We start from the raw sequence: 26317 nt of genomic DNA, 5'->3' as shown, positions 1-26317 counted from the left end.
GGCTGGACGCACCGTATTATAGGAGTTCAAGCATGCAGAATCGGGCACAGCAAGCGCATCATGAGGCACCGCAGCAAACCGAGCATCCGATAGAGAATGGGAAAGACGGCTGGCTGAACAAAACCGTGGTGGGAGCAGGAATCACCAGCGCGCTGGGCGATTTCTGCTACGAAACCACCACCGTGATCCTGCCGGGCTTTATGGCGGTGCTTGGTGTTCCTCCGGCGGCGCTAGGTATCATTGAAGGTTGCGCAGACGCGCTGGCAAGTTACACCAAGATGTTCTCAGGCTTCATCGCCGACAAGCTGGGCCATCGTAAGCTGCTGGTCATGATTGGGTATGGGCTGACTCCGCTTGGACAGGTGTTTCTGGCCTTGGCGCTGGGATGGCCACTGATCATGGTGGGCCGATTGGTCTCTTGGTTTGGTAAGGGGCTGCGCGGCCCACTGCGTGATGCGATTGTTATCCAAGCCGTTACGCCTTCAACCCGAGGCCGAGCGTTCGGATTTCACCGGGCCATGGACACTGTTGGAGCTGTCATTGGCCCGCTATTGGGCGTCGCCGTACTGGGCTGGGCTCAGACACTGCCTTGGGATGATGCTACTGGCCCTTTTCGTCTTGTGCTATGGCTCAGTATCATTCCAGGAGCACTGGCGGTGGTCGCCTTCCTGGTGCTCGTCCATGACCCACTGCAATCAAGAAATCCCGAGCTGAAGTTCTTTGCGTCATTGCGTGCACTTCCAATGAGATTCAAGCGATACCTTGGCGCAGTCGGGATCTTCGGCGCTGGCGACTTTTCCCATTCACTATTGATCCTCGCCGCGACGCAGCAGCTGACGCCTGCGATGGGCGTGATTCCAGCCGCTCAGACAGCAGGACTCCTCTACGTATGGCGTAACGTCGTTCAGGTGGGCGTTTCCTATCCCATAGGATTACTGGCAGACAGATTCGGATCGCAGCGAATGCTGGTTCTGGGATATATGCTCGGAACATTGACAGCAATTCTTGCCGCACTGGCGTTTTGGACAAATGCCCAAGGCCTAGCATTTTGGGGAATAATTTTCTTCGTCGCGGGGGTGTACATGGCCGCGCAGGAAACGCTGGAATCGACCGTAACCGCCGACATGGTTCAGGCTGAGACGCTTACAATCAGTTACGGCGCGCTGGGTACGGTCAATGGCAGCGCCAAGCTAATCGCAAGCGTGGCGGTCGGCATCCTTTGGACGGCTGCGTCCCCAACATTCGCGTTCGCTGTTGCAGGATTGCTAATGGCACTCGGAACTCTTTTTCTCGCTCGGATGAACAGCGTTTTCTAGTGTTAGGGGTCAAGGTGCTGCTCGGATAAGAATGGAAAAACACGGCACGATCCGGCCCTGTCTCGTTCAATCTGGCTTAGCCAAGCCCTACTATCAACCTACGAATGCAGCACCACCCCGCTCGATGGTCAGATCGAATGCGAATGGGTGGTCAAGTCGAATGCAAATGGGTGGTCAAGTCCATGCAATTACGCACTTGGCGAATCGATATGGTGCAGCCCGCTTCCTACAAGGCCTAGACACTTTGATGAAGAGCCCTGACTTCAACCCCGAGACCGATTACGATCTACCGGCTCTGTCGAAAATGCTCGTATCGCTACAAGGGGCTCTTCAAGGAAGGCGGGCCTATCTCGCTGGGGTGCTACGCAAGCGACTTAAAAACTTAAGATCTCATTGGCTCGATCAGCAGGTTTCAGAGTCTATGGCCCGAGGTGTAGACATAGAGCAGATGATCGATTTGGCGAAAGGAGTCAACTCTTGGGACGCTTGGACTGAAGGACTCGCACGCCTCACACCTTACTGATCGGTAACTGACTAACGGTGGGGCGCCCATGGTTAAGCGTCCGGCGAACCCACCTTTCGAATTTCTGCATTAAGGCCGATGATGCCGGTGTATTTTAAGCGGACGCGATCTTGAGCGCCGGTCACTGTGGCAAGCTCTCTTTTTTGATTGCTAAAATCACTGAATACCATCTGGAGAATTCTATGTCCCGTCTTGCTGAATTTCGCCTGCTAGAACAACAACTCGCTGCTCAACTGGCCGAGCTGGAAGCGCTGAAAAATGATTCCTCCCTGAAGCAGGAAATGGAATTTGAAACAAAGCTTCGCGCCTTGCTCAACGAGTACGGCTATGGCCTACGTCAAGTGGTGCTTATCCTCGATCCGCAAGCGGTGGCTTCCGCTCCGATTGCCCCGAAGGGTCTTCGGAAAGCGCGTGTGGTGAAAGTCTACAAGAATCCACACAGCGATGAGGTCGTTGAAACCAAAGGTGGTAATCAGCGCACACTCAAGGCCTGGAAAAACGAGTATGGTGCCGACGTAGTCGAGTCTTGGCTCGTTAGCTAATAGGAGACCGAGGGCTTCTGGCACGAGATAAAATGTCAGCGCCCCAAATGAAAATTTCCATTTTGGGGGCGCGATGAAATTTTCTTGGGGTGGTGGTGACACTCAGATCTTGCGGACAAGGTAGACAGAGCTCTCGCAGGCCAAAGCCCGTCAGGACGATGCTGGCAGCAGAGCATCCAAGGCCCTTTTCAAGGTACCGGTGTAAACCTAATTTTTTCACTGTAAACCACTGTGGTTTACAGTGAAAAAAACTAGTTTACAACGCCCTGTTTTTCGGGGGTTTACGCCTGTTCACCCCTCTGCCAATGCACTCAAATCACACCATCTTCAGACACCCCTCAACAGCTTGATTCGGAGACAACAATGGTCTTCGGTTTGACGCCCCTCTCTTGGATAGCTTGCGGTACAACGAACTCAGACCGTCCGGTCTGCACCCGCAAAAAGGGCTAATACTAAGGTCTAAACGCACCACATTTATGTCTCGCTCAGTCCGTTTTCGGCAGGATTCGACGTTTTACGCCGTTTGAAGCCGGGTGTTTACGCGCCAGAAAATAGCTCACCAGCCAAAGCACGGTGATAGTCCGATGTTGGTAAAAACAGATGGCGAATCAACTGCCGAATCGTCCCCTATCCCCGAACTCAGGGCAATTGCGGGAAGTACTGCCTACCCGCTGCTGGACCCGCTAATCCGCTGGTGCCCATTGGAGCGAGTCGCTGCGACGTCGCACTGAGTACTGATCAGCATTAGCTCTCCCCCTGTAACACCACATCGAACACGTAAGAACGTGGCGGCCTTTTCGGCAACTCCAACGGGCAGCCTGCACCCAAAAATCGTAGTGAGGAACCGCTTGTGTCCCTGTATGCAGATCGAATCCGCCTGGCGCATCTGCGCGAGAAAATCACCACCGCTGAAGAAGCCGCCAAACTGGTCCGAAATGGTCAGACCGTGGGAATGAGCGGGTTCACCCGTGCAGGCGAGGCCAAGCTAGTGCCATTAGCGTTGGCCGAACGCGCCCGGCATGAAGAGCTGAAGATCACCCTCATCACTGGTGCCAGTTTGGGTAACGAGATGGATGGACTCATGGCAGAGAGCGGCCTATTGGCCCGACGCATGCCCTATCAGTCTGACACCGTCCTTCGCAGGGCCCTGAACAAGGGTGAGGTGATGTATATCGATCAACACCTATCCGATACCGCGGAAGAGTTGCGCTCAGGTAGCCTACCCAAGATCAACGTGGCCATCATTGAAGCCTGCGCAATCACCGAGACCGGCGGAATCGTGCCCACAACCTCTACCGGCAACTCTGCCAGCTTCGTCCAGCAGGCTGATGTAGTGATCGTGGAGTTGAACTTGGCCCATCCTGCCGCATTGGAAGGCCTGCACGACATCTACCTGCCGGTCAAGCGCCCGAACCGCGAGCCTATCCCGCTCTCAACAAGCCAAGACCGCATCGGGTCTACCTACATTCCGGTAGACCCAGCCCGAATTGCCGCGATCATCGTTACGGACAAGGAAGACTCATATTCTGTCGTGCAGCCCGGGGACGCCGAGACCGAAAGTATCGCCGACCACCTGATCGCCTTCTTCGAGATGGAGGTAGAGCGGGGAAACCTCACCGCGAGCTTACTGCCACTTCAGGCTGGTGTCGGCACCATCGCCAACGCTGTTATGAGCGGCTTGAAGAAATCACATTTCAGTGGTTTGACCATGTACTCCGAAGTGCTACAGGACTCCACCTTCGAACTGATCGATGCTGGCAAGGTTATCGGGGCCTCTGGCTGCTCATTCACGATGTCCGAGCGTATGTGTCACCACGTCATGGCCAACCTGGACAGGTACAAAGACAAGCTGGTGCTACGTCCGCAAGAAATCTCCAACCATCCCGAAATCATTCGCCGCCTCGGCACAATTAGCGTCAACACTGCACTTGAGTTCGATATCTACGGCAACGTCAACTCTACCCACGTCGGAGGCACCCACATGATGAATGGCCTGGGTGGTTCCAGTGACTTCACTCGCAACGCTCACCTGGGGATATTCGTCACTAAATCGATTGCAAAGGACGGGAAGATTTCCAGCGCGGTGCCGATGGTTGCGCATGTCGATCACACTGAGCATGACGTCGACATCCTGGTTACCGAGCAGGGCCTTGCCGACCTACGTGGTCTGGCACCAAGAGAACGTGCCCAGTTAATCATCCAGAAATGTGTCCACCCAGACTATCGACCGGTGCTGCAAAAGTACTTCGACCGTGCCTGCAAACTGGTAGGCGGGCAAACGCCGCATCTGCTAGAGGAGTGCTTCGACCTCCATGTAAATCTGCGCGACGAAGGACACATGCTGACCTCCAAGCAATTGTCCTAAGTGACTCCACCAATGGATGCGCCGTTACCTTGCGGCGCATCTGTTTCTCAACCTTTAAAGCACAGCGGCCACGCCTTGCATCTCAGATGCCTCAGCCCGTGAAAAATTTCGTCCATCAATGATTCTAGTGAAAAACCAATTTGCCATCCCTAAATTCACTTTTCATCATGAAATAAATTAATATAAATTGGATTCTTACTTCTGCCATCGTCAGTCCAATCCACATTTAGCAGCGACAAAGCAATCTGCACGAGAACCAAAATAAACACCATAACAGAATAACGTCTCATCCAGATTAAGTTCTTAACCTGTAGCTTTCCATCATTTAAGTTTCTACGCTTTTCTATACTGCCTCGAAGCGAGGATACATGGGATCGAATTCCGGAAATACGGCCGCGTATAAACTTTTTAAAGCTTTCTTCACACCAATGCAGACCATCCTCAACCGCCGACAGCCTCTCCTCGACAATATTCAATTCAAGCTCTGCATCCAGCAATCTTTTCAGGTCCCGCTCTACTTTCTTATTAAAACTTATAAATACCGGGCTAACCTCATGCGTGCAGCGCTTGAACTGTGAGTATATTGCCACTAGAATCAGTGCGAAACTATAACTATCAGTTACTCCAATTGATTTACAATCGTAGCGATCAAAAGGTTCCACCTCCGATGAGACCTGACTTTTCAAATAAATCGCGTCAACACCAAGGTCTTTGGGGATATAGTTCTCAATATACTCCTCCGTTGGATCTTCACTCAGGGCGCTAGTGAGGAATCGGCCTTTGCTACGATCAATGATGACATGAGCGTCGGATTCCTCGTCTTGCGGTGAGGAGGAATCGCAAAAATACGACCCTGAACCCTCCCTAAAGAAATCCGCAACTGTTGAAAAATTATGCAGTTTTAATTTTAGACCCCAGACATCTAGAAGCGTATTGACTGCTTGATTCGCCTCGTCTACAACTTCGTTTGCCTTTCGATATAAGTACTCTTCAATGACAGATCTTCTATCATGGCTCTCAATTAGTGCAAATTTTGGAGAAAGCGGATTAAAAGATTGGAAAATGCTATATCGCTTAATATGCCTAACGTCAACATCAAAGACTCGAGAATTAACATCCTCGCTGAAGTCGACATAAAGGGAAATATAACAAGCCCCATTCTTCAATCTAAGAAGAGTAATATAGCAACTTTTAGGAAGCGCAGCAGAAATGCTAATCGTACCAACAGAAAACATAGATGGGCGATCGAAAGATACATACCCTAGGTTATTATAGCCGGCACCAACTAAGTCCTTACTCTTTACTCCCTGTTCGTGGTACGAACTGTAATTGCCTGCAGCGCGCGACTGACCGCTCATCCACTTATGAACCCTTCTCAGATCCTCGCGCCTAATCTCTGATATAAAGCTAATCCCTTTCCAGCTAATTTTGCCATCAAACATGCTTGCAGTTACAGTACGGTTCTCCTCGAGATAAATCCTTCGCATCGTTTCACTTTCTTGCCTTCCATAATCCTTGCCGACAAATCGTAGTAGACTTGGCACAAGCCATGGAAATTTCGAGGAAAAGGTTAAAAGCCAATGCGTTAGCTTTATCTTAACTGCCAGCATGAGTCAAACGCCCCTAATTTCATATGAATTCAGCTTCACTGCCACGTGATCAATGCCAGCAGCCCGAACAGATTCTGTTAACCGAAAAATTTGCTGCCCCTGCAGAAGAGCCGCTTCTGATGGGTATATTCAGTCTGGTCAGCTTGAGAATTTGCTTAACCAATTTCATGCCGGCAATACCAACGATGAGGTTTTGAACAGTAGAGTAAATTCACCAAACTTCGCCTCCACCTGCTGATAGCAGCGGCCACGCCACAGCTTAGAGCTTCAAATCAAGCGAGACCTTCACCCTGTCCATGGCAACGAATGTCATGAAGCGCTTTACGTTGCCTCCCTCGAAGAAAAGCTCCCTGGTCAGCTTCTCGTACTCTTTCATGTCCTTCACGGCGATGATCAGGATGAAGTCGATATCCCCTGTAACGTAGTAGCACTGCTGCACTTGAGGGCATTCAAGGAACCGCTGGCGGATCGCATCCAGGTCCTCGATCACCTCACTCAATACGGAAACGTTCACGATGACGGTGGTGTTGATCCCCACGTGATCCGGAGACAGGACGCTTCGATCCCCCATTATCACTCCGCTCTTTCTAAGCCGCTGAAGCCTTCTTGCTACGGCTGGCAACGAGAGGTTCACACGCTCTGCAAGCTCACGCATGGGCATCTGGTTATCCCGCTGGACAAGCTCAAGAAGGTGCCGATCAAACGCGTCTATCTGGGAGGCTTCGACTGTCATAGAAATCACCTGAGGCGAGAATTTTTATCGTTTTGATGGCTGATTCAGAGACCCTTTATGCCTTGAGCGAGCATATATTCTCTTCAAGCCCCATGCAAAAAAGGTGTTTCCGAAATGCGATACAACAAGAACGAGCATGTCAGGACTGAAGCAGCTCAAGCAGCCTTGAAGCCATTTACATCTGCCCATCTGGAAGAAGTTCGAAGCCACCTTGAGTGCATCGATTACGACGTCACTCCTCTTCTGAGCTTCCAGGAACTCGCCCAAAACCAAGGCGTCGGCGCAATTTTTGTGAAAGATGAAAGCCGCCGTTCCAGCCTGAAAAGCTTCAAAGCCCTCGGTGGTGCTCATGCAGTGGTCCGCGTGATCCTGCAGGAGGCCGGCAAACGCCTCGGCCGTAAGGTGGCACCGCAGGAAATTCTGAGCCCAGAGGTTCAATTGGTTGCCCAATCGCTCACCATCACCTGCGCTACAGACGGCAACCATGGCCGCTCTGTTGCTGCAGCTTGTAAGGTAGCCGGCTGCCGCTCGGTCATCTTTGTGCATGCGGGCGTGAGCGAAAGCCGCGCAAATGCAATCGCGTCGCTGGGCGCGGACGTGCAGCGTGTGGCCGGGAGCTATGACGACTCCGTTGCCTACGCAACCGAAGCCGCTCAGAAGAACGGTTGGATTGTTGTTTCCGACACTTCCTGGCCCGGCTACGAAGAGATCCCTACTTGGGTTATGCAGGGCTATCTGGTGATGGCCGATGAAATCGTCCAGCAGGTGGAAACTAGCGGTCGCAGCCTGACCCACGTGTTTCTTCAAGCAGGCGTGGGTGGATTCGCTGCCGCTCTGGCTGCATACCTGACGTCGGTATACGGCGACCTGGCGCCGAAAATTGTGGTCGTCGAGCCTGAGAAAGCAGCTTGCATCTACGAGAGTGCGGTCAAAGGTGTGGCCACGAAGATCGATCACGGTGAAGCGACTGTGATGGCGATGTTGGAGTGCTATGAGCCATCCATGGTCGCCTGGCGCATTCTGCAGGAGACTGCCACTGCGTTCATGACCATCAGCGACGAAGATGCTTTGTATGCCATGGCGGCAATGGCACGCGAAGGCACTTCGGATCCGGTAGTCGAGGGCGGTGAAAGCGGTGCTGCTTCTCTCGGTGGTCTGCTGGTGGCCTTGGCTCACCCTGAAGCCAAGCAGTCCCTGGGACTGAACAAAGATTCGGTCGCTTTGGTGATCAACACTGAAGGCGCGACCGACCCCGAACTGTACGCTCAGCTTCTGGCCCAGGCCAAGGCGCTGCCATGAAAAGCCCAATCGTAAATGGTGAGCGCCTGCTGGGGCGCCTCCAGGAGCTGGGTCAAATCGGCGGCCTGCCCGCCGGTGGCGGTACTCGCCTTGCCCTCTCGGACGAAGACAAGCTGGGGCGCGACCTGATCGCGACCTGGCTCTCCGAAGCGGGAGCCACTGTCCATGTCGACAAGATCGGCAACATTTACGGCGTCGTAGGCGGTTCGGTAGCGTCGGCACCAATCATGACCGGCTCGCACATCGACACAGTGGTCCGAGCTGGTTTGTTGGATGGCTGCTATGGAGTGGTTGCAGGCGTCGAGCTGTTGCAGGCAATCAGCGATGCCGGCCTACAACCGACTAAACCGCTGGCAGTCGTCGTTTTCAGTAACGAGGAAGGAGTGAGGTTCTCGCCCGACCTTCTGGGATCTCGCGTTATCGCCAAGGACATCGCGTTGGACGAGGCCTTGGCTGTGTCCACTCGCGACGGCAAGACCTTCCATGGAGAGCTTGCCCGTATCGGCTATGCCGGCGAGGTCGACCCCTGGAAATTTCTCCCGGAATCCTTCCTCGAACTCCATATCGAGCAAGGTCCGGTCCTGGAGTCTACTCAAACCCGCGTGGGCATTGTCGAGGCACTCCAGGGCCACTCGTGGTGGCAAGTTGAGATTGAGGGGTGTGCGAACCATGCCGGTACCACCCCAATGTACTTGCGAAAAGACGCCGGGGTAGTGGCAATGCAACTGGCCTGCAAGATCGAGGAACTATCAGCCCACGAGAGGCTGCCAAACGTTGCAACGATCGGCACCTTCACCCTTGAACCTAACGCAATCAACGTTGTGCCCGGTAGAGCCAAGTTCACGATCGACTTCCGAGACGCTGACGATAACCAGCTTCAAAAAGCTGATGCCTGGCTTTGGAATGAGACGTCAAGACTGCAAAGCCTTGGGTACGAAGTAAAACTGCAGCGCCTTTCGAAGGCCCTGTCCGTTCAGTTCGACGCCAAGCTTTGCGACTTGCTTGAGGACACCACCCAACAGATTGGTGCTTCCCATATGCGCATGGTGTCCGGAGCAAGTCATGACGCTCAGATGATCGCGAAGGTCTGCCCGTCAGCCATGGTGTTCGTACAAAGCAGTAAGGGAATTAGCCACAACCCGAAAGAAAGCACTCCAGACGAAGACCTCGTCTTAGGCGCTCAGATCCTGACTAACGCAATGTGGACGCTAGCTACATCCAAATAGTGATCCAAGCACAATAAAAACCGTTGGAGGTATAGGTCATGAACATCGCATTTTCCAGTGAAGAATTTGCAAGCCGTGTAGCCCGTGCGCAAGCAGAGATGAGCCAGCATCGACTCGATGCCTTGCTCGTCACCTCGCCACCAAACTTCCGCTACTTCAGTGGTTTCGACAGCCAGTTCTGGGAAAGCCCGACGCGCCCTTGGTTCTTCATCATCCCAGCCGAAGGCGAGTGCATCGCTGTGGTACCAGAAATCGGTGCCCCTCTGCTGCAAGGCGCCTGGATCGGTAAAACACTGAGCTGGCCAGCTCCTCGTCCCACCGATGACGGCGTTACCCTGCTCAGCGACACCCTGTTGTCGTTGTCGCGTCGCTTCGGGCGCATCGGCATGGAGATGGGTCGCGAATCGGTTATCCGCATGCCGGTGAATGACCTCTTCCTGCTCAAGGACAAGCTGGGTAGCGTTGACCTGGTTGACGGCTCTCCGTGCATCTGGAATGTCCGGGCGATCAAATCGGCGGCAGAGGTCGAGTACATCCGACAGTCTTGCACCATCGTGAGCGACGCCTTCGACAAACTGCCAAGCCACGCCCGCTGCGGCCAAACCGAACTGGCCATCAGCAAAGCTCTTTCGGTGGATATCATCCAAGGCGGTGCCCATGCCCTGCCGTTCATGGCCGCAGCCTCCGGTCGCGGTGGCTATGAGCAAATTATCTCGCGCCCAAGCGACCGTGTCATCGAAGACGGCGATGTGCTGATCATCGACGTCGGCGCCACGGTCAACGGCTACTTCTGCGACTTCGACCGCAACTTCGGTTTCGGCAAAGTCGACGACGCCGCACTGCGTGCGAACGAAGCGATCTGGGATGCCACCGAAGCGGCCTTCGCGATCTCTCGCCCAGGCACAAAAGTGTCTGAGCTCTGGAAAGCCATGATGGGGGTTCTGGAACCAGCAGGCATGCTCGGCAACAACGTCGGGCGCCTGGGCCACGGCTTGGGGCTGCAACTGACCGAGCCACCATCTCACATGCCAACTGATGACACCGTACTGCGCGAAGGCATGGTCATCACCATCGAACCGGGCATGGAATACGCGCCTGGCAAGATGCTGGTCCACGAAGAAAACATCCATATCACCAGCTCGGGCCCAGTCATTCTGACCCGCCGCGCTCCACGCGAGATGGTGATCATCAACAACTGATACACCCGATCCCCCCGTAGGCCTCACCAAGGCCTACCCCCTTGCTAATTCCAGCCAATGGATGGGCTGGAATCTGGCTGGTGAGCAGTACGTGCCCGCCCACATCCACGACATGTGGGTTGCGGCACACCGCGAATTGAATTTACTGCACCACCTACGCACTCAATGTGCGAGCCAGTGCTAACAGTCCATAAGCGTTAGAAACAAAGGAACAACAATGACAATGCCTACTGTTTCAATTGAAGATGTGCCTATTCAAAAATTCCATCAACGCCTTACAGTTAGTGCTGCAGGCGGGATTTTTGTAGACGGCTATGTACTCAGCATCATCGGAGTCATCATCTTACATGCCACCGCAGCCTTACAATTAAGCGATTTCTGGCAGGGCATGATCGCAGCATCGAGTCTAATCGGCATTTTCGCTGGTGGTTTGATCGGCGGTTGGCTTACCAGCATCCTAGGCCGTAAACGCTTGTTCTACGCGAGCCCGATCATCTTCCTTATCGCATCCATTGGCCAATTTTACGCGAACAGCGCCGAGATGTTGTTTTTCTGGCGAATCGTGATCGGCATCGGTGTAGGCATCGAGTATCCGGCTGCTACAGCCATGTTGGCTGAATTCCTTCCCCGTAAAAACCGAGGCCCGCGGCTTGCAGCTCTTTCCACGTGCTGGTTCGCAGGTGCTGCTGCAGCCTACCTGTTCGGTGAGGTTATCCTCCGCGTTGGCGGGGACGAAGCGTGGCGGTGGGTGTTGGCAAGCGGGGCAGTTCTTGGCGGACTTCTGTTCTCGATGCGCCTGGGTACTCCCGAGTCCCTGCGTTGGCTTCTGAGTAAGGGAAGAAAAGATGAAGCCACCGTCCTGGTCAAAAAAATCTATGGCAGCCACTTCACCATCGACAACGTTGGCGAAGACAGCACGAACGCTCGCCTGCCACTGAAAAGCATCCTGTCCGCAGGGTATGGCAAACGCATGTTCTTCGTCGTGGCCTTTTGGACCTGCGCAATGCTACCTGTCTTCGCTGTCTATGCTTTTGCGCCCAAGGTTCTATCGGCTCTGAAGCTAGATAATGATGCAGGTTCCATTGGATCGATTGTGATCACTGTGTTCTTCGTCATAGGGTGCATCTTTGCTACGAAGTGCCTCAATACCTTGGGCCGTCGAAACACGATGATCTACAGCTTCCTGCTTGCGGGCATTTCTCTGGTTGGTCTGGCAGGTTTCCAGTCGAGCTCAGGTTACTTGGTCATCCTGTTCTTCTCTTGCTATGCCCTTTTCATTGGTGGGGCCCAAGTGCTGACCTTTGTCTATCCCAACGAGATCTTCCCGACAGAAATTCGATCTTTCGCAGTCGGTATTGGCACTTCCTTCTCCAGGATTGGCGCGGCTGTGGGAACATACCTAGTCCCGGTATCCCTCAGCTCCCTGGGCGTCTCGATCACTATGATGGTGGCCGCTGGCATTACTTTCGTCGGGCTACTAGTCGCCGTACTCCTTGCACCCGAGACCAGATCGTTGAATCTGCAGGAGGCCAGCGCGCTGGCATAAGTTGTTGAGATTATGGGTATCACCACAGGGGCGCTTTATGCGCCCCTTTGTCTTGCCGGTCGGCCGTTGATTGTTCTCATCTGACGGCATCCCTCATTCCAGCCTCCGCCGTCCCACCCCTATGAAAAACTCAATGATTGGCATATCACGGAGAGAAATTTTCTCTTTGAAGGCTCGATATGAGAGACCTTTTATGGTTTCTGTAGGCGTATATTATCTTTGAAGGGTGGTTTTCAGCCGACAATAAGCCAGCTAGGGCAGAGACTCATCCGACAATCAATGATCATCTTGAGTGAATCAGGGAGACACAAAGCAGCGGAATCAGCAGAAACTCAGGAATCTGATTTCGGCCAGCGCACGTAAAGATGTCCATTTTTACTCCCATAACAGGGGCAAATATAAAAATAACAGAAACCGTTCGACTCCAGCTCTCTCAGCCGCCTCGCGGCGCGACCGATTTTAATGACGGCCTGCAGGAGCTATTTGAATGACTGCCGCTACAACACTTGGAGTTAACCATGGATTTCACTATTACGAGCTTGGCGCTTTGAGGCACTTCGTGCTTTTCAATGTTTACCTAAAAGGAATATGTAGTGGAGCGCCCACCAGCGCAACCTAACAATCCCTTTCATTCAGGATTACGATCATGCGAATCTCAAAAGTTCTCAATGCTCTGCTGGTAAGCGCACTCGGCGCAGTAGCGATCAATGCAAGTGCCCAAGAGGTCCCAACCCTCCAACCGGGTGTTCTCGCCATCGGCTCGGATCTTACCTGGGCCCCATTCGATTACTATGACAAGAACGTTCCAGCGGGATTCGATGCCGAGCTGATGGCCAAGATTTCCAAAGGGATGGGCCTCACGCCGCGCATTGATGACACACGCTTCGCCAACTTGGTTATAGGCCTGTCAGGCAGAAAATACGACGTCATTGCATCCGCGCTGTACATCACCCCGGCACGCGCAAAGCAGATCGACTACGTGCCCTACCTGAAAACTGGTGGGTCATTGATGGTCCTTAAGGGCAGCGATTTCCGCCCGGAAACCGTGAATGACTTGTGCGGAAAAAGGGTAGCGTCGCTTAAAGGCGCTGCCTGGGTGCCAACACTGGCAAAACTATCGAATGATCATTGCCTCCCAGCCGGCAAAGGTGCGATTGCTGTCCAAGAGTACGAATCGTCACCAGTCGCTGCTCAAGCACTCCTCTCCCGAGCAGCTGACGTACAGTTTGAAGATGCTGCCGTCTCGCAGATGCTAATCAAGCAAACCAAAGGGCGGCTGGAAATCACGTCTAAAGCCATTATCGAACCCGTTGTCATCGGTTTGGGTGTCGCGAAGGGAAACACTGCCTTGGCGACTGCGCTTGAAGAGCAACTTAAACGGCTGAAAGAAAGCGGCGAATACCAGGCACTGCTTTCAAGCTACAACTTGCAAGAACCAACCAAGGACGACATCGCCGCAGCATATGCAGGCAAGTAAATAACTCGACCATAACAATACAGGGCGGCCAAACTTCGCCGCCTGCAGGAGTTTATTATGTCTTTCGATTGGACTTATATACTGAGCCTGTTTGCCGAGCCTGCGTTTTGGAACGCAACATGGACAGTCGTTGAGCTGAGTGTCACCACATGGCTACTCGGCATTGTCGCGGGCTTCGTTCTGGCCCTTGGCAAACAGTCATCGAACAAAGTCGTGAGCGGTGTCTCAGGGCTGTACATCTGGTTCTTCCGCAGCTTGCCGCTGCTGGTGCTCTTGGTATTCATCTTCAACATTCCCCAGGTGTTCCCCGGCACCAGTGGCTTCCTGGGCAATCCCTTCATTGCAGGCTTGGTCGCTCTGGTCCTGAGCGAAGCGGCGTACATCGCAGAGATCCATCGTGGCGGTTTACTCTCGGTAGCCCGTGGACAGGTTGAAGCCGGGAAGGCCCTCGGGGTTCGTTACGTAGGCATCCAGCGACTGATTGTCGTCCCTCAAGCATTCCGGATTGCCTTACCCACGCTGATCAACGAGTACATCACGATCGTTAAGCTGACCTCGCTGGTTTCAGTCATCTCCCTTGGTGAAATCTTGCTGGTCGGCCAACGCCTGTACACCCAAAATTTCCTAATTCTCGAAACGCTGACAGCGGTGGCTTGCTTCTACGTCCTCATTGTCACAGTCTTTGGTTTCCTGCTTAAAGCGCTTGAGCGGAAGCTGGACATCACCCGCCGCCAGCCTGGTGTAGTGAAACTGTCGGAAGCCGCGGTCAAACCTGCTTCTCCTTCCAAAGCGCTGAAGCTGGAGCAGAAAGGCGAATACGCTCTTGAGTTGGTGGAGGGACGTAAGTCCTACGGCTCACATGAAGTCATCAAAGGCGTTTCGCTCAAAGTGAAATGGGGCGAGGTCATTTCCATCATCGGCCCATCCGGATCAGGGAAAACCACCTTGATTCGTTGCCTGAACGGCCTGGAAGCACTGAACAAAGGGGCTGTGCTCCTGCAGGGTGAACCGTTCCTGGCGGGGACCGAAAATGCGCGTGAGAAACAGGCTCAACAGGATCCACATCGCATCGTTCATGTCGGGATGGTGTTCCAGAGCTTCAACCTCATTGCCCACCGCACAGTCCTGGACAATGTGATGATGGCTCCCCTGTACCATCATCACGACACCCGCGAGGCCACCAAGCAGTTGAGCCTCGCAATGCTGGCCAAAGTCGGCTTAGCCGAACACGCAAACAAGTACCCGCATCAGCTGTCCGGCGGGCAGCAACAGCGCGTCGCCATTGCCCGGGCCTTGGCGATGGAGCCCGCGGTCATGCTGTTTGATGAGCCGACATCAGCACTGGACCCCGAGTTGGTGAACGAGGTGTTGAAGGTCATCACTCAATTGGCCGAGGAAGGTATGACGATGGTCATCGTCACCCACGAGATGAATTTCGCATTCAACGTTTCTGATCGAGTGGTTTACATGGAAAGCGGCCAGGTCATCTACGACGCGCCGCCGAAAGAGCTACTGAAAGGGACCGATTCAGTCCGCCTTCAGAAATTCATGGAAGCAGTGAAGGTAGCCGCATGAGATCAGCTGTAGCTGGGCGGCTCTGGTAGGGATGGCAGATACCTGCCTCCCCTCTCGCACAGCGCATCGTTCTCAACTCATCATATGCGATTGAACAAGCGTGCCTCCTCGGATAGCCTTTTAGCCGAGGACTGCAACTGCGCATTCGTCGGGACTGGGTACCAGTAAAAGCCCCCCCGCAATTGTGGCAGCAGAGAATACTGGTTTCTCTGAAGTAGGGACGACGGGCAGAGCCGGTCGGATTCTGAACCCAAGGTCGTAAGGCCAGGAGCTAAAGGATCGCTGCGACTACTCCTCAAATTGAAGGCACCCTTGGGTGCCTTTTTTGCATTCGGCTCTGGGGCGTAGGACAGTACATCGAAGCCGGTGTGACTGCTTCACGCCGAACGACCATGTCGTTTGCGGTACTCAGCAGGCGAGATGCCGAAATGGCGTTGAAATGCGCGTCGCAATGTATCGGCATTGGCAAAGCCGCACATGGCAGCAACCTGTTTAGGGGCATCGACACCGAGCTCAAGACGAGCACGTGCCGCTTCAATACGTGCAAGCTCCACCCACGCCCTAGGGGTAATACCAACCTCTTCACGGAACACGCGGGCGAAATGACGTCCACTCAACCCAACCCGGGCCGCTAGGTTTTCAACCTCATGATTCTCTCCGGGATTCGCTGCTACGTATCGCTGCAATGCTTGTATGGCGGACCGTCCTAACGGTGAAAACTCTCCTCGCCGGCTAAATTGCAGTTGCCCGCCCGGGCGCTTGAAATACATTACCAAATGACTAGCGACTTCCTTTGCAACAGCAGAGCCCAGGTCCTCTTCAACTAGAGATAAAGCAAGATCCAATCCTGCGGTCACACCAGCCGCGGTTCGAAGATTGCCGTCATGCACCTGGATGGCGTCAGCCTCTACTTCAATGAGCGGAAAGCGCTTTGCTAGCTCATCAGCAACCTCCCAGTGAGTGGTAACGCGACGTCCATCCAGCAGACCTGCAGAAGCTAGCGCAAATGCTCCGGTGCAAATGGATCCGTAACGACGACAGAGGTGTGCCTGATTTCGCAGCCATTCAAAAATTCCCGGCCTTAGATATTGCTCAGCAGCCGCATAGGGAGTGCCCGCGACGAGCAGCGTATCAATGGGCCCAATGTCTCCGCCTATGCGTCCGTCGGGAGCTAAGCGTGTTCCTGACGAGCTAACCACAGGGCCTGGTTCTGTGGAGAGGACAAGAAGTCGATAAGCCTGCCATCCGATTCGGTGATTGGCTTCGGCAAAAACGTCCACAGGGCCGGCTACATCCAATAGCTGAACGTTTGGCAGGGCAAGGATGGCGATCGTACGGGTAGTGTTGGGCACGGTACCTCTCAAAGTCATTGAGGAGCCTACAAGGCGAAGCGATTGAGCAAGGAATAGCAGGACGCTATTCAGCGAACAACACCCGAGTCCGTGGGAAGCTGGAAATGGCAGTTTTTGAAGCACCAAGTCAATTGAGGACGATCCTGGTGCTCGCCAAACTGTCTGGACCTCCACAAGCTAGGACTCGCTATGTTCAATGCAATTGATGGTATTCAGGTGCCCGACAGCAAAATGGCTCGGGAAATTACTGAGCTGGTTAGGGACAGTGTCTCGCCACTTCTCTTCCATCATTCGAGTCGTGTTTTCTATTTCGGGGCTCTTGCCGGAAAAAGGCTCGGTCTGAAATACGATCCAGAACTCCTCTACGCGGGATGTATGTTTCATGACATGGGTTTGGCTCACGAGCACAGCAGCGAATGCTGCCGTTTTGAGGTAGACGGTGCCAACGTGGCGCGCAGCTTCCTTGAAAGTCACGGCATCAATGAGCGCGATGTCGAGCGAGTGTGGACTGCCATCGCGCTACACACCACCCCCGGGATTCCTGAGCACATGCATCCGCTCATCGCACTTTTAACTGCCGGCGTCGAGACGGATGTTCTGGGTTTTCACCATGAACACCTGGACACGAATGTCCGCGACTCCGTGGTTCAAGCGCATCCCCGAGGTGACCATTTTAAAGAGGCTATCATCCAGACGTTCTACGATGGGATCTCACACAAAGCACAGACCACGTTTGGGAACGTTAAGGCTGATGTGATCGCTGATAAGGACCCAAGCTTCAAACGCGAAAACTTCTGCAGCATCATTCGTGCGTCCTGCTGGCCAAGTTAAACGGCAAGGTTGGGTACCCAGGCTGTTTTTTCTGGAATGGGGTGGTGGGGAACACGGCCAAATCTCAACCTATATATGCTCCCAGCTCGGTACCAACTGATGAGAGACACATGGGTCGACATGCTGATGTGTTTGAGGGATTCTTCGATCTGGCACGGGCGGCTGATCAACCGAATAGCCAAGCGGCTGGGTATGAGTCTCTGAAATGGATCTGAGGATGCGCATTGAGCCATTTGCGGTGATAGTGAATGGACGCGAGTCATTGAAAGCAGCGACCGACGTGCGTATTGACATTCGCTCCTTTCAGCTAAAATGTGGCAGGTAGGCGGTAGTGTGCACTAATCAAAATGCACAACTACTCAATCGCTTGGTGGGTATAGATTCTCGACGTAATGTGCATCGAAGTGGGGGTAGGATTGGGCCGGGCACGCCGTTCAACCTCACCGAAGGCGCGGCGCTGCTGTCGCTGTTCGGTCGCCTGACCGGCTATACACCGCGCTGGTTCACCTACTTCATCGGCGATGCCCATGTGTATGAAAATCACCTGGACATGCTCAACGAGCAGCTCAAGCGCGAGCCGCTGGAGGCGCCGAAGCTGGTCATCAGCGACCGTGTGCCGTCGTTTGCCGAGACTGGCAAATACGAGCCGGAGTGGCTGGAGAAGATCGAGCCGAGTGATTTCTGGCTGGAGGGCTATGAGCACCATGCGCCGATGACAGCGCCGATGGCGGTCTGATAGATCTTCATTGTTTGAACTGGCCTCTTCGCGGGTGAACCCGCTCCTACAGGGTACTGCACAGGCCTAAGTCGTGCGCGGTCCCTGTGGGAGCGGGTTCACCCGCGAAGCTTTTGGCTCAATGCCCGTGACTTCTCCCCACATGCGAATGCTCGGTATCCGGCACCGATACCGCCCCGTTTGTCTCCAGTTGCTGCAAGATCGCGCATTCACTCCCCTGCGCGTTGCAGCGCCGCCGCAGCTCCACCAGTTGCTCCTGCAATGCCACCAAGCCATCGATCCGCGCCTGAACATGCTCGATATGCTCGTCGATCAGCGCATTGACGCTGCCGCACGCGTCGGCGGGGCTGTCGCGCAGGCGTAGCAGGCTGCGAATTTCGTCCAGGGTCATGTCCAGCGTGCGGCAGTTGCGGATGAAGGTCAGCCGCTCCACATGGGCCTGGGTGTACAGCCGGTAGTTGCCCTCGCTGCGCGCCGGCTCTGGCAGCAGGTTTTCACGCTCGTAGTAGCGGATGGTTTCCACCGCGCAGTCGGTGGCTTTGGCCAGTTCTCCGATCTTCATCACGAAATCTCCAGCAAGTGGCTTGACCCTATAGTGGCTACAGGGTGTTCACTTGGCAACAGGCTCAATTTAAGGATGACCCCATGAACCAGCCTGTCAGCCACGAACACAAGCATCCGCACGATCACGCTCATGGCGATGACGACCATGGCCATGCTGCCCACGCTCACACCTGCTGCGGCGCCAAAGCCGTGCCGCCGCTGGTGCAACTGAGCGAAACGGCCAGTGCCCAGGCACAACTCAGTCGTTTCCGCATCGATGCCATGGACTGCCCCACCGAGCAGACCCTGATTCAGGACAAACTGAGCAAGCTGGCCGGTATCGAACAGCTGGAATTCAACCTGATCAACCGCGTACTTGGCGTGCGCCACACCTTGGACGGCACCGCCGATATCGAGCGGGCTATCGACAGCCTGGGCATGAAGGCCGAGCCGATTGCCGCCCAGGACGACGGCAGCGTCAGCGTGCCACAACCGGCCAAGGCCCGCTGGTGGCCACTGGCATTGTCGGGTGTTGCCGCAATCGCCGCCGAAATCGTGCACTTTGCTGCACTCGCCCCGGAATGGATGGTGGCGGGCCTGGCACTGGCAGCGATCCTCGGTTGCGGCCTGGGTACCTACAAGAAGGGCTGGATTGCCCTGAAAAACCGTAACCTCAACATCAATGCGCTGATGAGTATCGCTGTGACGGGTGCGGTACTGATCGGCCAGTGGCCGGAAGCGGCTATGGTGATGGTGCTGTTCACCGTTGCCGAACTGATCGAAGCGCGTTCGCTGGACCGTGCGCGCAATGCCATTGGCGGGTTGATGCAACTGACCCCGGACATGGCCACCGTACAGCAGGCCGATGGCCAGTGGCGCGAGCTGGACGTGCGTGAGGTGGCCGTCGGCGCACTGGTGCGGGTGCGCCCCGGTGAGCGTATCGGCCTGGACGGTGAAGTGACCAGCGGGCAATCCAGCGTCGATCAGGCGCCGATTACCGGCGAAAGCCTGCCTGTGGAGAAGGGGGTGGGCGACAAGCTGTTCGCTGGCACCATCAACCAGGCGGGGGCGCTGGAGTTTCGCGTCACCGCCGCTGCCGGGCAGTCGACCCTGGCGCGGATCATCAAGGCCGTGGAGGAAGCGCAGGGCGCGCGGGCGCCTACCCAACGCTTCGTCGACCGTTTCTCACGTATCTACACCCCGGTGGTGTTCGCCATTGCCCTGGCCGTGGCGCTGATACCACCGCTGTTCATGGCTGGCGCCTGGTTCGATTGGATTTACCGCGCCTTGGTGCTGCTGGTGGTGGCCTGCCCATGCGCGCTAGTGATCTCGACCCCGGTGACCATCGTCAGTGGCCTGGCCGCCGCTGCGCGCAAAGGCATCCTGATCAAGGGTGGCGTGTATCTGGAGGGTGGCCGCCACCTGGATTTCCTGGCCCTGGACAAGACCGGCACCATCACCCATGGCAAGCCGGTGCAGACCGACGCCAAGGTGCTGACGCCGCTGTTCGAAGACCGCGCACAAGCCTTGGCGGCCAGCCTGGGCGAGCGTTCGGACCACCCGGTGTCCCGCGCTATTGCCGAGTTCGGCAAGCAGCAAGGCCTGGCCTTGAGCGAGGTCAGTGACTTCGTTGCGCTGGCCGGGCGTGGCGTGCGTGGTGTCATCGCCGGTGAGGTCTACCACTTGGGCAACCATCGCCTGGTCGAGGAGCTGGGGCTGTGTTCACCAGCGCTGGAGGCCCAACTGGATGCGCTGGAGCGCCAGGGCAAGACCGTGGTCCTGCTGCTTGACCGCTCCGGGCCACTGGCACTGTTCGCTGTGGCCGACACGGTCAAGGACAGCAGCCGTCAGGCGATTGCCGAATTGCATCAGCTGGGTATCAAGACTGTCATGCTGACCGGTGACAATCCGCATACTGCGCAGGCCATTGCCGCCGTGGTGGGGATCGACCGCGCCGAGGGCAACCTGTTGCCGGCCGACAAGCTGAGAACCATTGAGGCGTTGTACGCCCAAGGCCATCGGGTGGGCATGGTCGGTGACGGCATCAACGACGCCCCGGCGCTGGCCCGCGCCGAAATCGGTTTTGCCATGGCTGCTGCCGGCACCGACACCGCCATCGAGACGGCCGATGTGGCGCTGATGGATGATGACTTGCGCAAAATCCCGGCCTTCGTCAGGCTGTCGCGCCAAAGTGCGGCGATCCTTATGCAGAACATCGTGCTGGCGTTGGGCATCAAGGCGATATTTCTGGCGATCACCTTCGCCGGCATGGCCACGATGTGGATGGCGGTGTTCGCTGACATGGGCGTGAGCTTGCTGGTGGTGTTCAACGGCTTGCGCCTTTTGCGCAAATAGAGGACGTACATGCTGAGTTCCGAGCTGAAGGCCTTCTACATGGTGGCCCGTCTGGGCAGCATTACCCAGGCGGCGAAGAAGCTTGGCCTCAGCCAGCCCACGGTGACCACGCAGATCCGCAGCCTGGAAGGCCAGTACGCCGTGGAGCTGTTCTACCGCGGCGGGCGGCGCCTGGTGTTGAGCGAGGAGGGCTTACGCCTGCTGCCGATGGTCAAGGCGCTGCTGCAGCAGGAAGCCGACATCGAGTTCGAGCTGCGCAACAGTGGTCAGGCCCAGGGCAGCCTGCGCATTGCGGCCACTGCGCCTTACTACATTCTCGACCTGGTCAAGATCTATCGCGAACGTTTGCCGCGGGTTGAAGTGGCGGTGGAGATCGGCAACTCGCAGCAAGTGCTGGAAATGCTCGAGGATTACCGGGTGGACATTGCCGCGTCGTCGCAATGGGTGGAGGACGCACGGTTGGTGCGGCGGATACTGGGTACTGATCCTTTGGTGGTGGCGGTGCACCGCAACCACCCGCTGGCCCATCGCCAGACGGTGTCGATCGAGGTGGTGTCGGGGCATTGCCTGCTGATGCGCGAGAAGGGCTCGACCACACGCAAGCTGACCGAGCAGATGATGCAGGAGGCCGGGGTCAAGGCCAGCGCCATGATGGAAATCGGCAGCCGCGAGTCGATCCGCGAAGCGGTGCTGCGCAATATCGGCATCAGCGTGATTGCCCGCCATGAGGTGCCGCACAATCCCGAACTCCGGGTGCTGGCGCTGGAAAATGCGCCGGTGATGCACGAGTACCTGTATTGCCTGAAGGAACGGCGCCAGGCCAGGTTGCCGGCGGCATTCCTGGGGGTGGCGCAGGAAGTGGCCGGTTCGCAGTTCTAGATTTCTGCTGGCTTCTTCGCGGGTAAACCCGCTCCTACATTTCAGCGTACCCGCGTGCCTGCATTTTCCGCGAACATGCATGCCGTTGTAGGAACGGGTTTACCCGCGAAGAGGCCGGTACAGGCCACTACTAAATCTACCTATACCACTATCATCGGCTTTTGCCTTTAAGCCACAGAACCTTCGCACAGCCTGCCTAGCATGGCCCCATCTCTTCGATGAGGCCATGCCATGAACCACACCACCCCCGGCGCACAGATTAAAGTGCGCAACATCCACAAGTGCTTCGGTGCCTTTACGGCGCTCAACGATGTCTCGCTGGACATCGCTGCGGGCGAACTGGTGTGCCTGCTCGGCCCATCCGGCTGTGGCAAGACCACGCTGCTGCGTTGCATTGCCGGCCTGGAGCGCCAGGATCGCGGTACGCTGTACATCGGCGAACGCGATATCTCCGATCTATCCCCCCAGGCGCGGGACTACGGCATCCTGTTCCAGTCCTACGCGCTGTTTCCCAACCTTACCGTCGAAGCCAATATCGCCTATGGCCTGTCGGGCAGTGGTCGGGAGCAGGCCCGCCAGCGGGTGGCCGAAATGCTCGAACTGGTAGGCCTGTCGGGTAGCGAGAAGAAGTACCCAGGCCAGCTCTCCGGTGGCCAGCAGCAACGTGTGGCCCTGGCCCGCGCGCTGGCACCGTCGCCATCGCTGCTGCTGCTCGATGAACCGATGTCGGCGCTGGACGCCCGGGTGCGCGAGCACTTGTGCACCGAACTGCGTCAGCTGCAGCGCCAACTGGGCATCACCACGTTGATGGTTACCCACAACCAGGACGAGGCCATGTTGATGGCCGACCGCATCGCGGTGATGAACAACGGCCAAGTCGAGCAGTACGCCACCCCGCAGGAAATATACGACCACCCGGCCACGCCGTTCGTGGCCGAGTTCGTCGGCCAGGGCAACTGGCTGCCGTTCCAGCGCAGCAGCGACAGCCATGCCCAGGTCGGCGACATGAACATGCGCCTGGCGCCGGGTTCAGCCCAGGCCAGCAGTGGCCGGCTGTTCTGCCGCCCGGAAGCGATCACGGTCAACCCGGTGGTGCACGAAGAAAACCTGTTCCCGGCCATGGTCCGCGAAATCACCTTCCTCGGTAACCGCTGCCGCATGAGCTTTGAACTCAAGGCCCTGCCAGGCCATGCCCTGCTGGCCGAGCTGGCCCCCGAGGCCATGCCGCGCCTGGGTTCGCAGGACATCTGGGTGGCGTTGCCGCCGCAGAGCCTGCAGGTGTTTGCCTGAGATGGCCGCGCCAATGTCCCTGCCATTGAGCCAGGCCAAGGCCGCGCCGCGTGCTGGCTTCGCCCTGGGTGACCGGCTGTTCGTCGTCGGTGGCAAGAGCCTGCTGCTGATCCTGTTGGTGCTGGCCGTGCTGATGCCGTTGCTGGCGATCTTCTGGCGTGGTTTCAGCGGTGAAGCGGGCCAGGGTGGTGGCCTGCTGGCGGCCCGTGAGCTGTTCGCCAGCGACAACTTCCACTGGTTGCTGGGCAACAGTCTGTCGGTGGCCTTCACCGTCGCGGCCATTGTGGTACCACTGGCCTATCTGTTCGCTTATGCCCTGCAACGCACGCTGATCCCGGTCAAGGGCCTGTGGCGGGGGATTTCGCTGCTGCCGTTACTGGCGCCGTCGATGCTGCCGGCCATCGCCCTGGTCTACCTGTTTGGCAACCAGGGCCTGCTGCGCGGGTTGCTCAGCGACAATATCTACGGTTTCTGGGGCATCGTGCTGGGCGAGGCCATCTATACCTTCCCGCATGCGCTGATGATTCTGCTGTCGGCACTGTCACTGGCCGATGCTCGCCTCTTCGATGCGGCCCACAGTATGGGGGCAGGCTCGTGGCGTGCGTTCACCAGCATCACCTGGCCGGCCTCGCGCCAGGCGGTGTTCGCGGCTTTTTGCCTGGTATTTACGCTGACTATCACAGACTTCGGTGTACCGGTCGTGGTGGGGGGCGACTATCAAGTGCTGGCGCTGGAAGCCTACAAGGCGGTGGTGGGCCAGCAACAGTTCGGCCGTGGCGCGCTGATCGGCATGGTGCTGCTGTTGCCGGCCCTGTTCAGCTTTACCGTCGACGCCTGGCTGCGTAGACGCCAGGGCGAGGCCATGGGCGGCCGTGCCCAGGTGTTCGAACCCAAGCCGTCACGCGGCCGCGATGCCTGCTTCCTGACCATTGTGCTGCTGGTGTGCGCGGCGTTGCTGGTGGTGATCGGTATGGCGGTGTACTCCTCGCTGGTCACTTTCTGGCCCTACAACCTGTCGTTGTCGCTGCGCCACTACATGTTCGAAGACACTGCCGGTGGCGGCTGGCTGGCCTACCGCAATAGCGTGACCATGGCCATTGGCACCGCGCTGATCGGCAGCATCGTGATCTTCACCGGTGCTTACCTTATGGAGAAGACCCAAGGCCAACGTCTGCTCAACCATGCGCTGCGCCTGCTCAGCTTCATCCCCATGGCCGTGCCGGGCCTGGTACTGGGCCTGGGCTACGTATTCTTCTTCAACCTGAACGGCAACCCGCTGCATGTGCTGTACGGCGGCATGGGGTTGCTGGTGGTGTGCACCATTGCCCATTACCTGACCACCGCGCAGATGACCGCGACCACTGCCCTGCGCCAACTCGACGGCGAGTTCGAGGCCGCCGCGCTGTCGCTGAAGGCGCCGTTGTACAGGCACTTCGTGCGGGTGACCGTGCCGATCTGCCTGCCGGCACTGCTGGACATCATCCGCTACCTGTTCGTATCGGCGATGACCACCGTGTCGGCAGCGATCTTTCTGTACAGCCCCGACACCATCCTGGCTGCCGTTGCCGTGCTGAACATGGACGACGCCGGCAACGTTGGCGGTGCCGCCGCCATGTCCACCTTGATCCTGCTGACCAGTGCCGGCGCTTCACTGTTGCTGGCTGCAGCCTCGCGCGGCCTGCTGCGCCGCTCCCAAGCCTGGCGCCAACGCGCCGCGACCGTCTGACCTGTAAGGAACCTACCCATGCACAAGCACCTTGCACTTGCCGTTGCCGTTTCCGCTGTGTTCAGCCTGCAGGCTTCGGCCGCCGATACCCAACTGACGGTCTACACCGCCCTGGAAGCCGAGCAACTGAAAACCTACAAGCAGGCCTTCGAGAAAGCCAACCCGGATATCGAGATCAAGTGGGTGCGTGATTCCACCGGTATCATCACCGCCAAGCTGCTGGCGGAGAAAGAGCGCCCGCAAGCCGACGCTGTGTGGGTGCTGGCGGCATCGAGCCTGGCCATCCTCGACCAGAACGGCATGCTCGAAGCCTATGCGCCAAAGGACCTGGGCAAGATCTCCGGCAATTATCGCGACGCCGCCAACCCGCCAGCCTGGGTCGGCATGGACGTGTGGGCCGCCACCATTTGCTTCAACACCATCGAGGCCGAGAAACAGGGCCTGAGCAAACCGGTGAGCTGGCAGGACCTGACCAAGCCTGAGTACAAAGGCAAGATCGTCATGCCCAACCCGGCCTCGTCCGGCACCGGCTTCCTGGATGTCAGTGCCTGGTTGCAGACCTTTGGCGAGCCGCAGGGCTGGGCCTACATGGATGCGCTGCACCAGAACATCGGCCAGTACGTTCATTCCGGCTCCAAACCGTGCAAGCTGGCGGCGGCGGGCGAGTTTCCGATCGGTATTTCGTTCGAATACCCGGCCGTTCAGCTCAAGCGCCAAGGCGCGCCGCTGGACATCTTGCTGCCAAAGGAGGGCTTGGGCTGGGAGATCGAGGCAACCGCAGTGATCAAAGGCTCGCCCAAGGCGGATGCAGCCAAGCGCCTGGCCGATTTCTCCGCCAGCCCGGCGGCCATGGAACTGTACAAGGAAAACTTCGCCGTACTGGCCGCGCCGGGCATCGCCAAGCCGCAGACCGAGCTACCGGCGGATTATGAGCAGCGGTTGATCAAGAACGACTTTGCCTGGGCCTCGAAAAACCGCGACCAGATTCTGGCCGAATGGCGCAAGCGCTATGACGGCAAGTCGGAGAAGGTGGCCCAGCAGTAACGCTTCACTGTTGCAGGGCTGGCCTCTTCGCGGGTAAACCCGCTCCTACACGGGGACAGTGGAATACAGCCCGTCGTAGGAGCGGGTTCACCCGCGAAAGGGCCGGTCCTGCTGGCCAATCTCCACCCGCCGTTCACCGTTGCCGCCGCC

At 56.7% G+C, this 26317-nt stretch carries 19 protein-coding genes and 1 pseudogene; 16 read left to right on the top strand and 4 right to left on the bottom strand.

Going from position 1 to position 26317, the window contains the following annotated elements:
• Window positions 1–32 precede the first annotated feature (32 nt).
• The 3 genes from ACF8FG_RS20695 (at window position 33) to ACF8FG_RS20685 (ending at window position 4746) form a co-directional block, all read left to right on the top strand.
• Window positions 33–1316: an MFS transporter gene (locus ACF8FG_RS20695; RefSeq protein WP_181074412.1), complete on the top strand. Its 1284-nt coding sequence runs from the start codon at window positions 33–35 to the stop codon at window positions 1314–1316.
• A 705-nt stretch (window positions 1317–2021) separates the two neighbouring features.
• Window positions 2022–2381, top strand: a complete 360-nt coding sequence (locus ACF8FG_RS20690) for a histone-like nucleoid-structuring protein, MvaT/MvaU family (protein ID WP_312352427.1) — start codon at window positions 2022–2024, stop codon at window positions 2379–2381.
• 856 nt (window positions 2382–3237) lie between these two features.
• Complete coding sequence (locus tag ACF8FG_RS20685; protein ID WP_312352428.1) at window positions 3238–4746, top strand: acetyl-CoA hydrolase/transferase family protein; 1509 nt, start codon at window positions 3238–3240, stop codon at window positions 4744–4746.
• A gap of 155 nt (window positions 4747–4901) precedes the next feature.
• Here the strand turns inward: ACF8FG_RS20685 and ACF8FG_RS20680 are convergent, their stop codons facing one another.
• Together ACF8FG_RS20680 and ACF8FG_RS20675 are read right to left on the bottom strand one after the other, a co-directional pair.
• Complete coding sequence (locus ACF8FG_RS20680) at window positions 4902–6356, bottom strand: hypothetical protein (RefSeq protein ID WP_392519169.1); 1455 nt, start codon at window positions 6354–6356, stop codon at window positions 4902–4904.
• Window positions 6357–6615: 259 nt separating this feature from the next.
• Window positions 6616–7089 (bottom strand): Lrp/AsnC family transcriptional regulator, encoded by a 474-nt coding sequence (locus ACF8FG_RS20675; RefSeq protein ID WP_312352418.1) that lies wholly within the window; start codon window positions 7087–7089, stop codon window positions 6616–6618.
• A 114-nt stretch (window positions 7090–7203) separates the two neighbouring features.
• On the opposite strand from ACF8FG_RS20675, the gene ACF8FG_RS20670 reads away from it, so the two are divergent.
• The 6 genes from ACF8FG_RS20670 (at window position 7204) to ACF8FG_RS20645 (ending at window position 15411) form a co-directional block, all read left to right on the top strand.
• On the top strand, window positions 7204–8388 hold the full coding sequence (locus ACF8FG_RS20670) for a diaminopropionate ammonia-lyase (protein WP_312352420.1): 1185 nt from the start codon (window positions 7204–7206) through the stop codon (window positions 8386–8388).
• The gene (locus ACF8FG_RS20665; RefSeq protein WP_312352421.1) at window positions 8385–9614 is read left to right on the top strand and encodes a Zn-dependent hydrolase; all 1230 of its coding nucleotides are present in this window, start codon (window positions 8385–8387) and stop codon (window positions 9612–9614) included. Before ACF8FG_RS20670 ends, ACF8FG_RS20665 begins: the two co-directional genes overlap by 4 nt.
• 38 nt (window positions 9615–9652) lie before the next feature.
• On the top strand, window positions 9653–10813 hold the full coding sequence (locus tag ACF8FG_RS20660; protein WP_312352422.1) for a Xaa-Pro peptidase family protein: 1161 nt from the start codon (window positions 9653–9655) through the stop codon (window positions 10811–10813).
• 217 nt (window positions 10814–11030) lie between these two features.
• Entirely contained in the window at window positions 11031–12359 is a 1329-nt protein-coding gene (locus ACF8FG_RS20655) for an MFS transporter (RefSeq protein ID WP_312352423.1), read from the top strand.
• A gap of 646 nt (window positions 12360–13005) precedes the next feature.
• A complete protein-coding gene (locus ACF8FG_RS20650; RefSeq protein ID WP_286954290.1) occupies window positions 13006–13836 on the top strand; it encodes an ABC transporter substrate-binding protein in 831 nt (276 codons plus the stop codon).
• A 57-nt stretch (window positions 13837–13893) separates the two neighbouring features.
• Window positions 13894–15411 (top strand): amino acid ABC transporter permease/ATP-binding protein, encoded by a 1518-nt coding sequence (locus ACF8FG_RS20645; RefSeq protein ID WP_286954289.1) that lies wholly within the window; start codon window positions 13894–13896, stop codon window positions 15409–15411.
• 377 nt (window positions 15412–15788) lie between these two features.
• Here ACF8FG_RS20645 and ACF8FG_RS20640 read toward each other — a convergent pair whose 3' ends face one another.
• A complete protein-coding gene (locus ACF8FG_RS20640) occupies window positions 15789–16763 on the bottom strand; it encodes a GlxA family transcriptional regulator (RefSeq protein ID WP_286954288.1) in 975 nt (324 codons plus the stop codon).
• A gap of 189 nt (window positions 16764–16952) precedes the next feature.
• Here ACF8FG_RS20640 and ACF8FG_RS20635 point away from each other — a divergent pair, with 189 nt between their 5' ends.
• Entirely contained in the window at window positions 16953–17594 is a 642-nt protein-coding gene (locus ACF8FG_RS20635) for an HD domain-containing protein (RefSeq protein WP_286954286.1), read from the top strand.
• A gap of 415 nt (window positions 17595–18009) precedes the next feature.
• Window positions 18010–18330: pseudogene (locus ACF8FG_RS20630) on the top strand (thymidylate synthase); the annotation flags it as partial.
• A 118-nt stretch (window positions 18331–18448) separates the two neighbouring features.
• Here ACF8FG_RS20630 and cadR read toward each other — a convergent pair.
• Complete coding sequence (gene cadR / locus ACF8FG_RS20625) at window positions 18449–18892, bottom strand: cadmium resistance transcriptional regulator CadR (RefSeq protein WP_019439122.1); 444 nt, start codon at window positions 18890–18892, stop codon at window positions 18449–18451.
• Window positions 18893–18975: 83 nt separating this feature from the next.
• On the opposite strand from cadR, the gene ACF8FG_RS20620 reads away from it, so the two are divergent.
• The 5 genes from ACF8FG_RS20620 to ACF8FG_RS20600 all read left to right on the top strand — a co-directional run bounded on the left by ACF8FG_RS20620 (window position 18976) and on the right by ACF8FG_RS20600 (window position 26167).
• Window positions 18976–21228, top strand: a complete 2253-nt coding sequence (locus tag ACF8FG_RS20620) for a heavy metal translocating P-type ATPase (protein WP_119713198.1) — start codon at window positions 18976–18978, stop codon at window positions 21226–21228.
• A gap of 9 nt (window positions 21229–21237) precedes the next feature.
• Window positions 21238–22107, top strand: a complete 870-nt coding sequence (locus ACF8FG_RS20615; protein WP_019439124.1) for a LysR family transcriptional regulator — start codon at window positions 21238–21240, stop codon at window positions 22105–22107.
• Between the two features lie 231 nt (window positions 22108–22338).
• The gene (locus ACF8FG_RS20610; protein WP_014592749.1) at window positions 22339–23397 is read left to right on the top strand and encodes a putative 2-aminoethylphosphonate ABC transporter ATP-binding protein; all 1059 of its coding nucleotides are present in this window, start codon (window positions 22339–22341) and stop codon (window positions 23395–23397) included.
• A gap of 1 nt (window position 23398) precedes the next feature.
• On the top strand, window positions 23399–25123 hold the full coding sequence (locus ACF8FG_RS20605; RefSeq protein ID WP_014592748.1) for a putative 2-aminoethylphosphonate ABC transporter permease subunit: 1725 nt from the start codon (window positions 23399–23401) through the stop codon (window positions 25121–25123).
• An 18-nt stretch (window positions 25124–25141) separates the two neighbouring features.
• Window positions 25142–26167: a putative 2-aminoethylphosphonate ABC transporter substrate-binding protein gene (locus ACF8FG_RS20600; protein ID WP_392519167.1), complete on the top strand. Its 1026-nt coding sequence runs from the start codon at window positions 25142–25144 to the stop codon at window positions 26165–26167.
• The last annotated feature ends 150 nt before the right edge of the window (window positions 26168–26317 follow it).

The organism is Pseudomonas sp. YQ_6, from assembly GCF_043103245.1.
GTDB classification, from domain to species: domain Bacteria; phylum Pseudomonadota; class Gammaproteobacteria; order Pseudomonadales; family Pseudomonadaceae; genus Aquipseudomonas; species Aquipseudomonas alloputida.
This window is presented reverse-complemented; position numbering and strand designations above follow the sequence as displayed.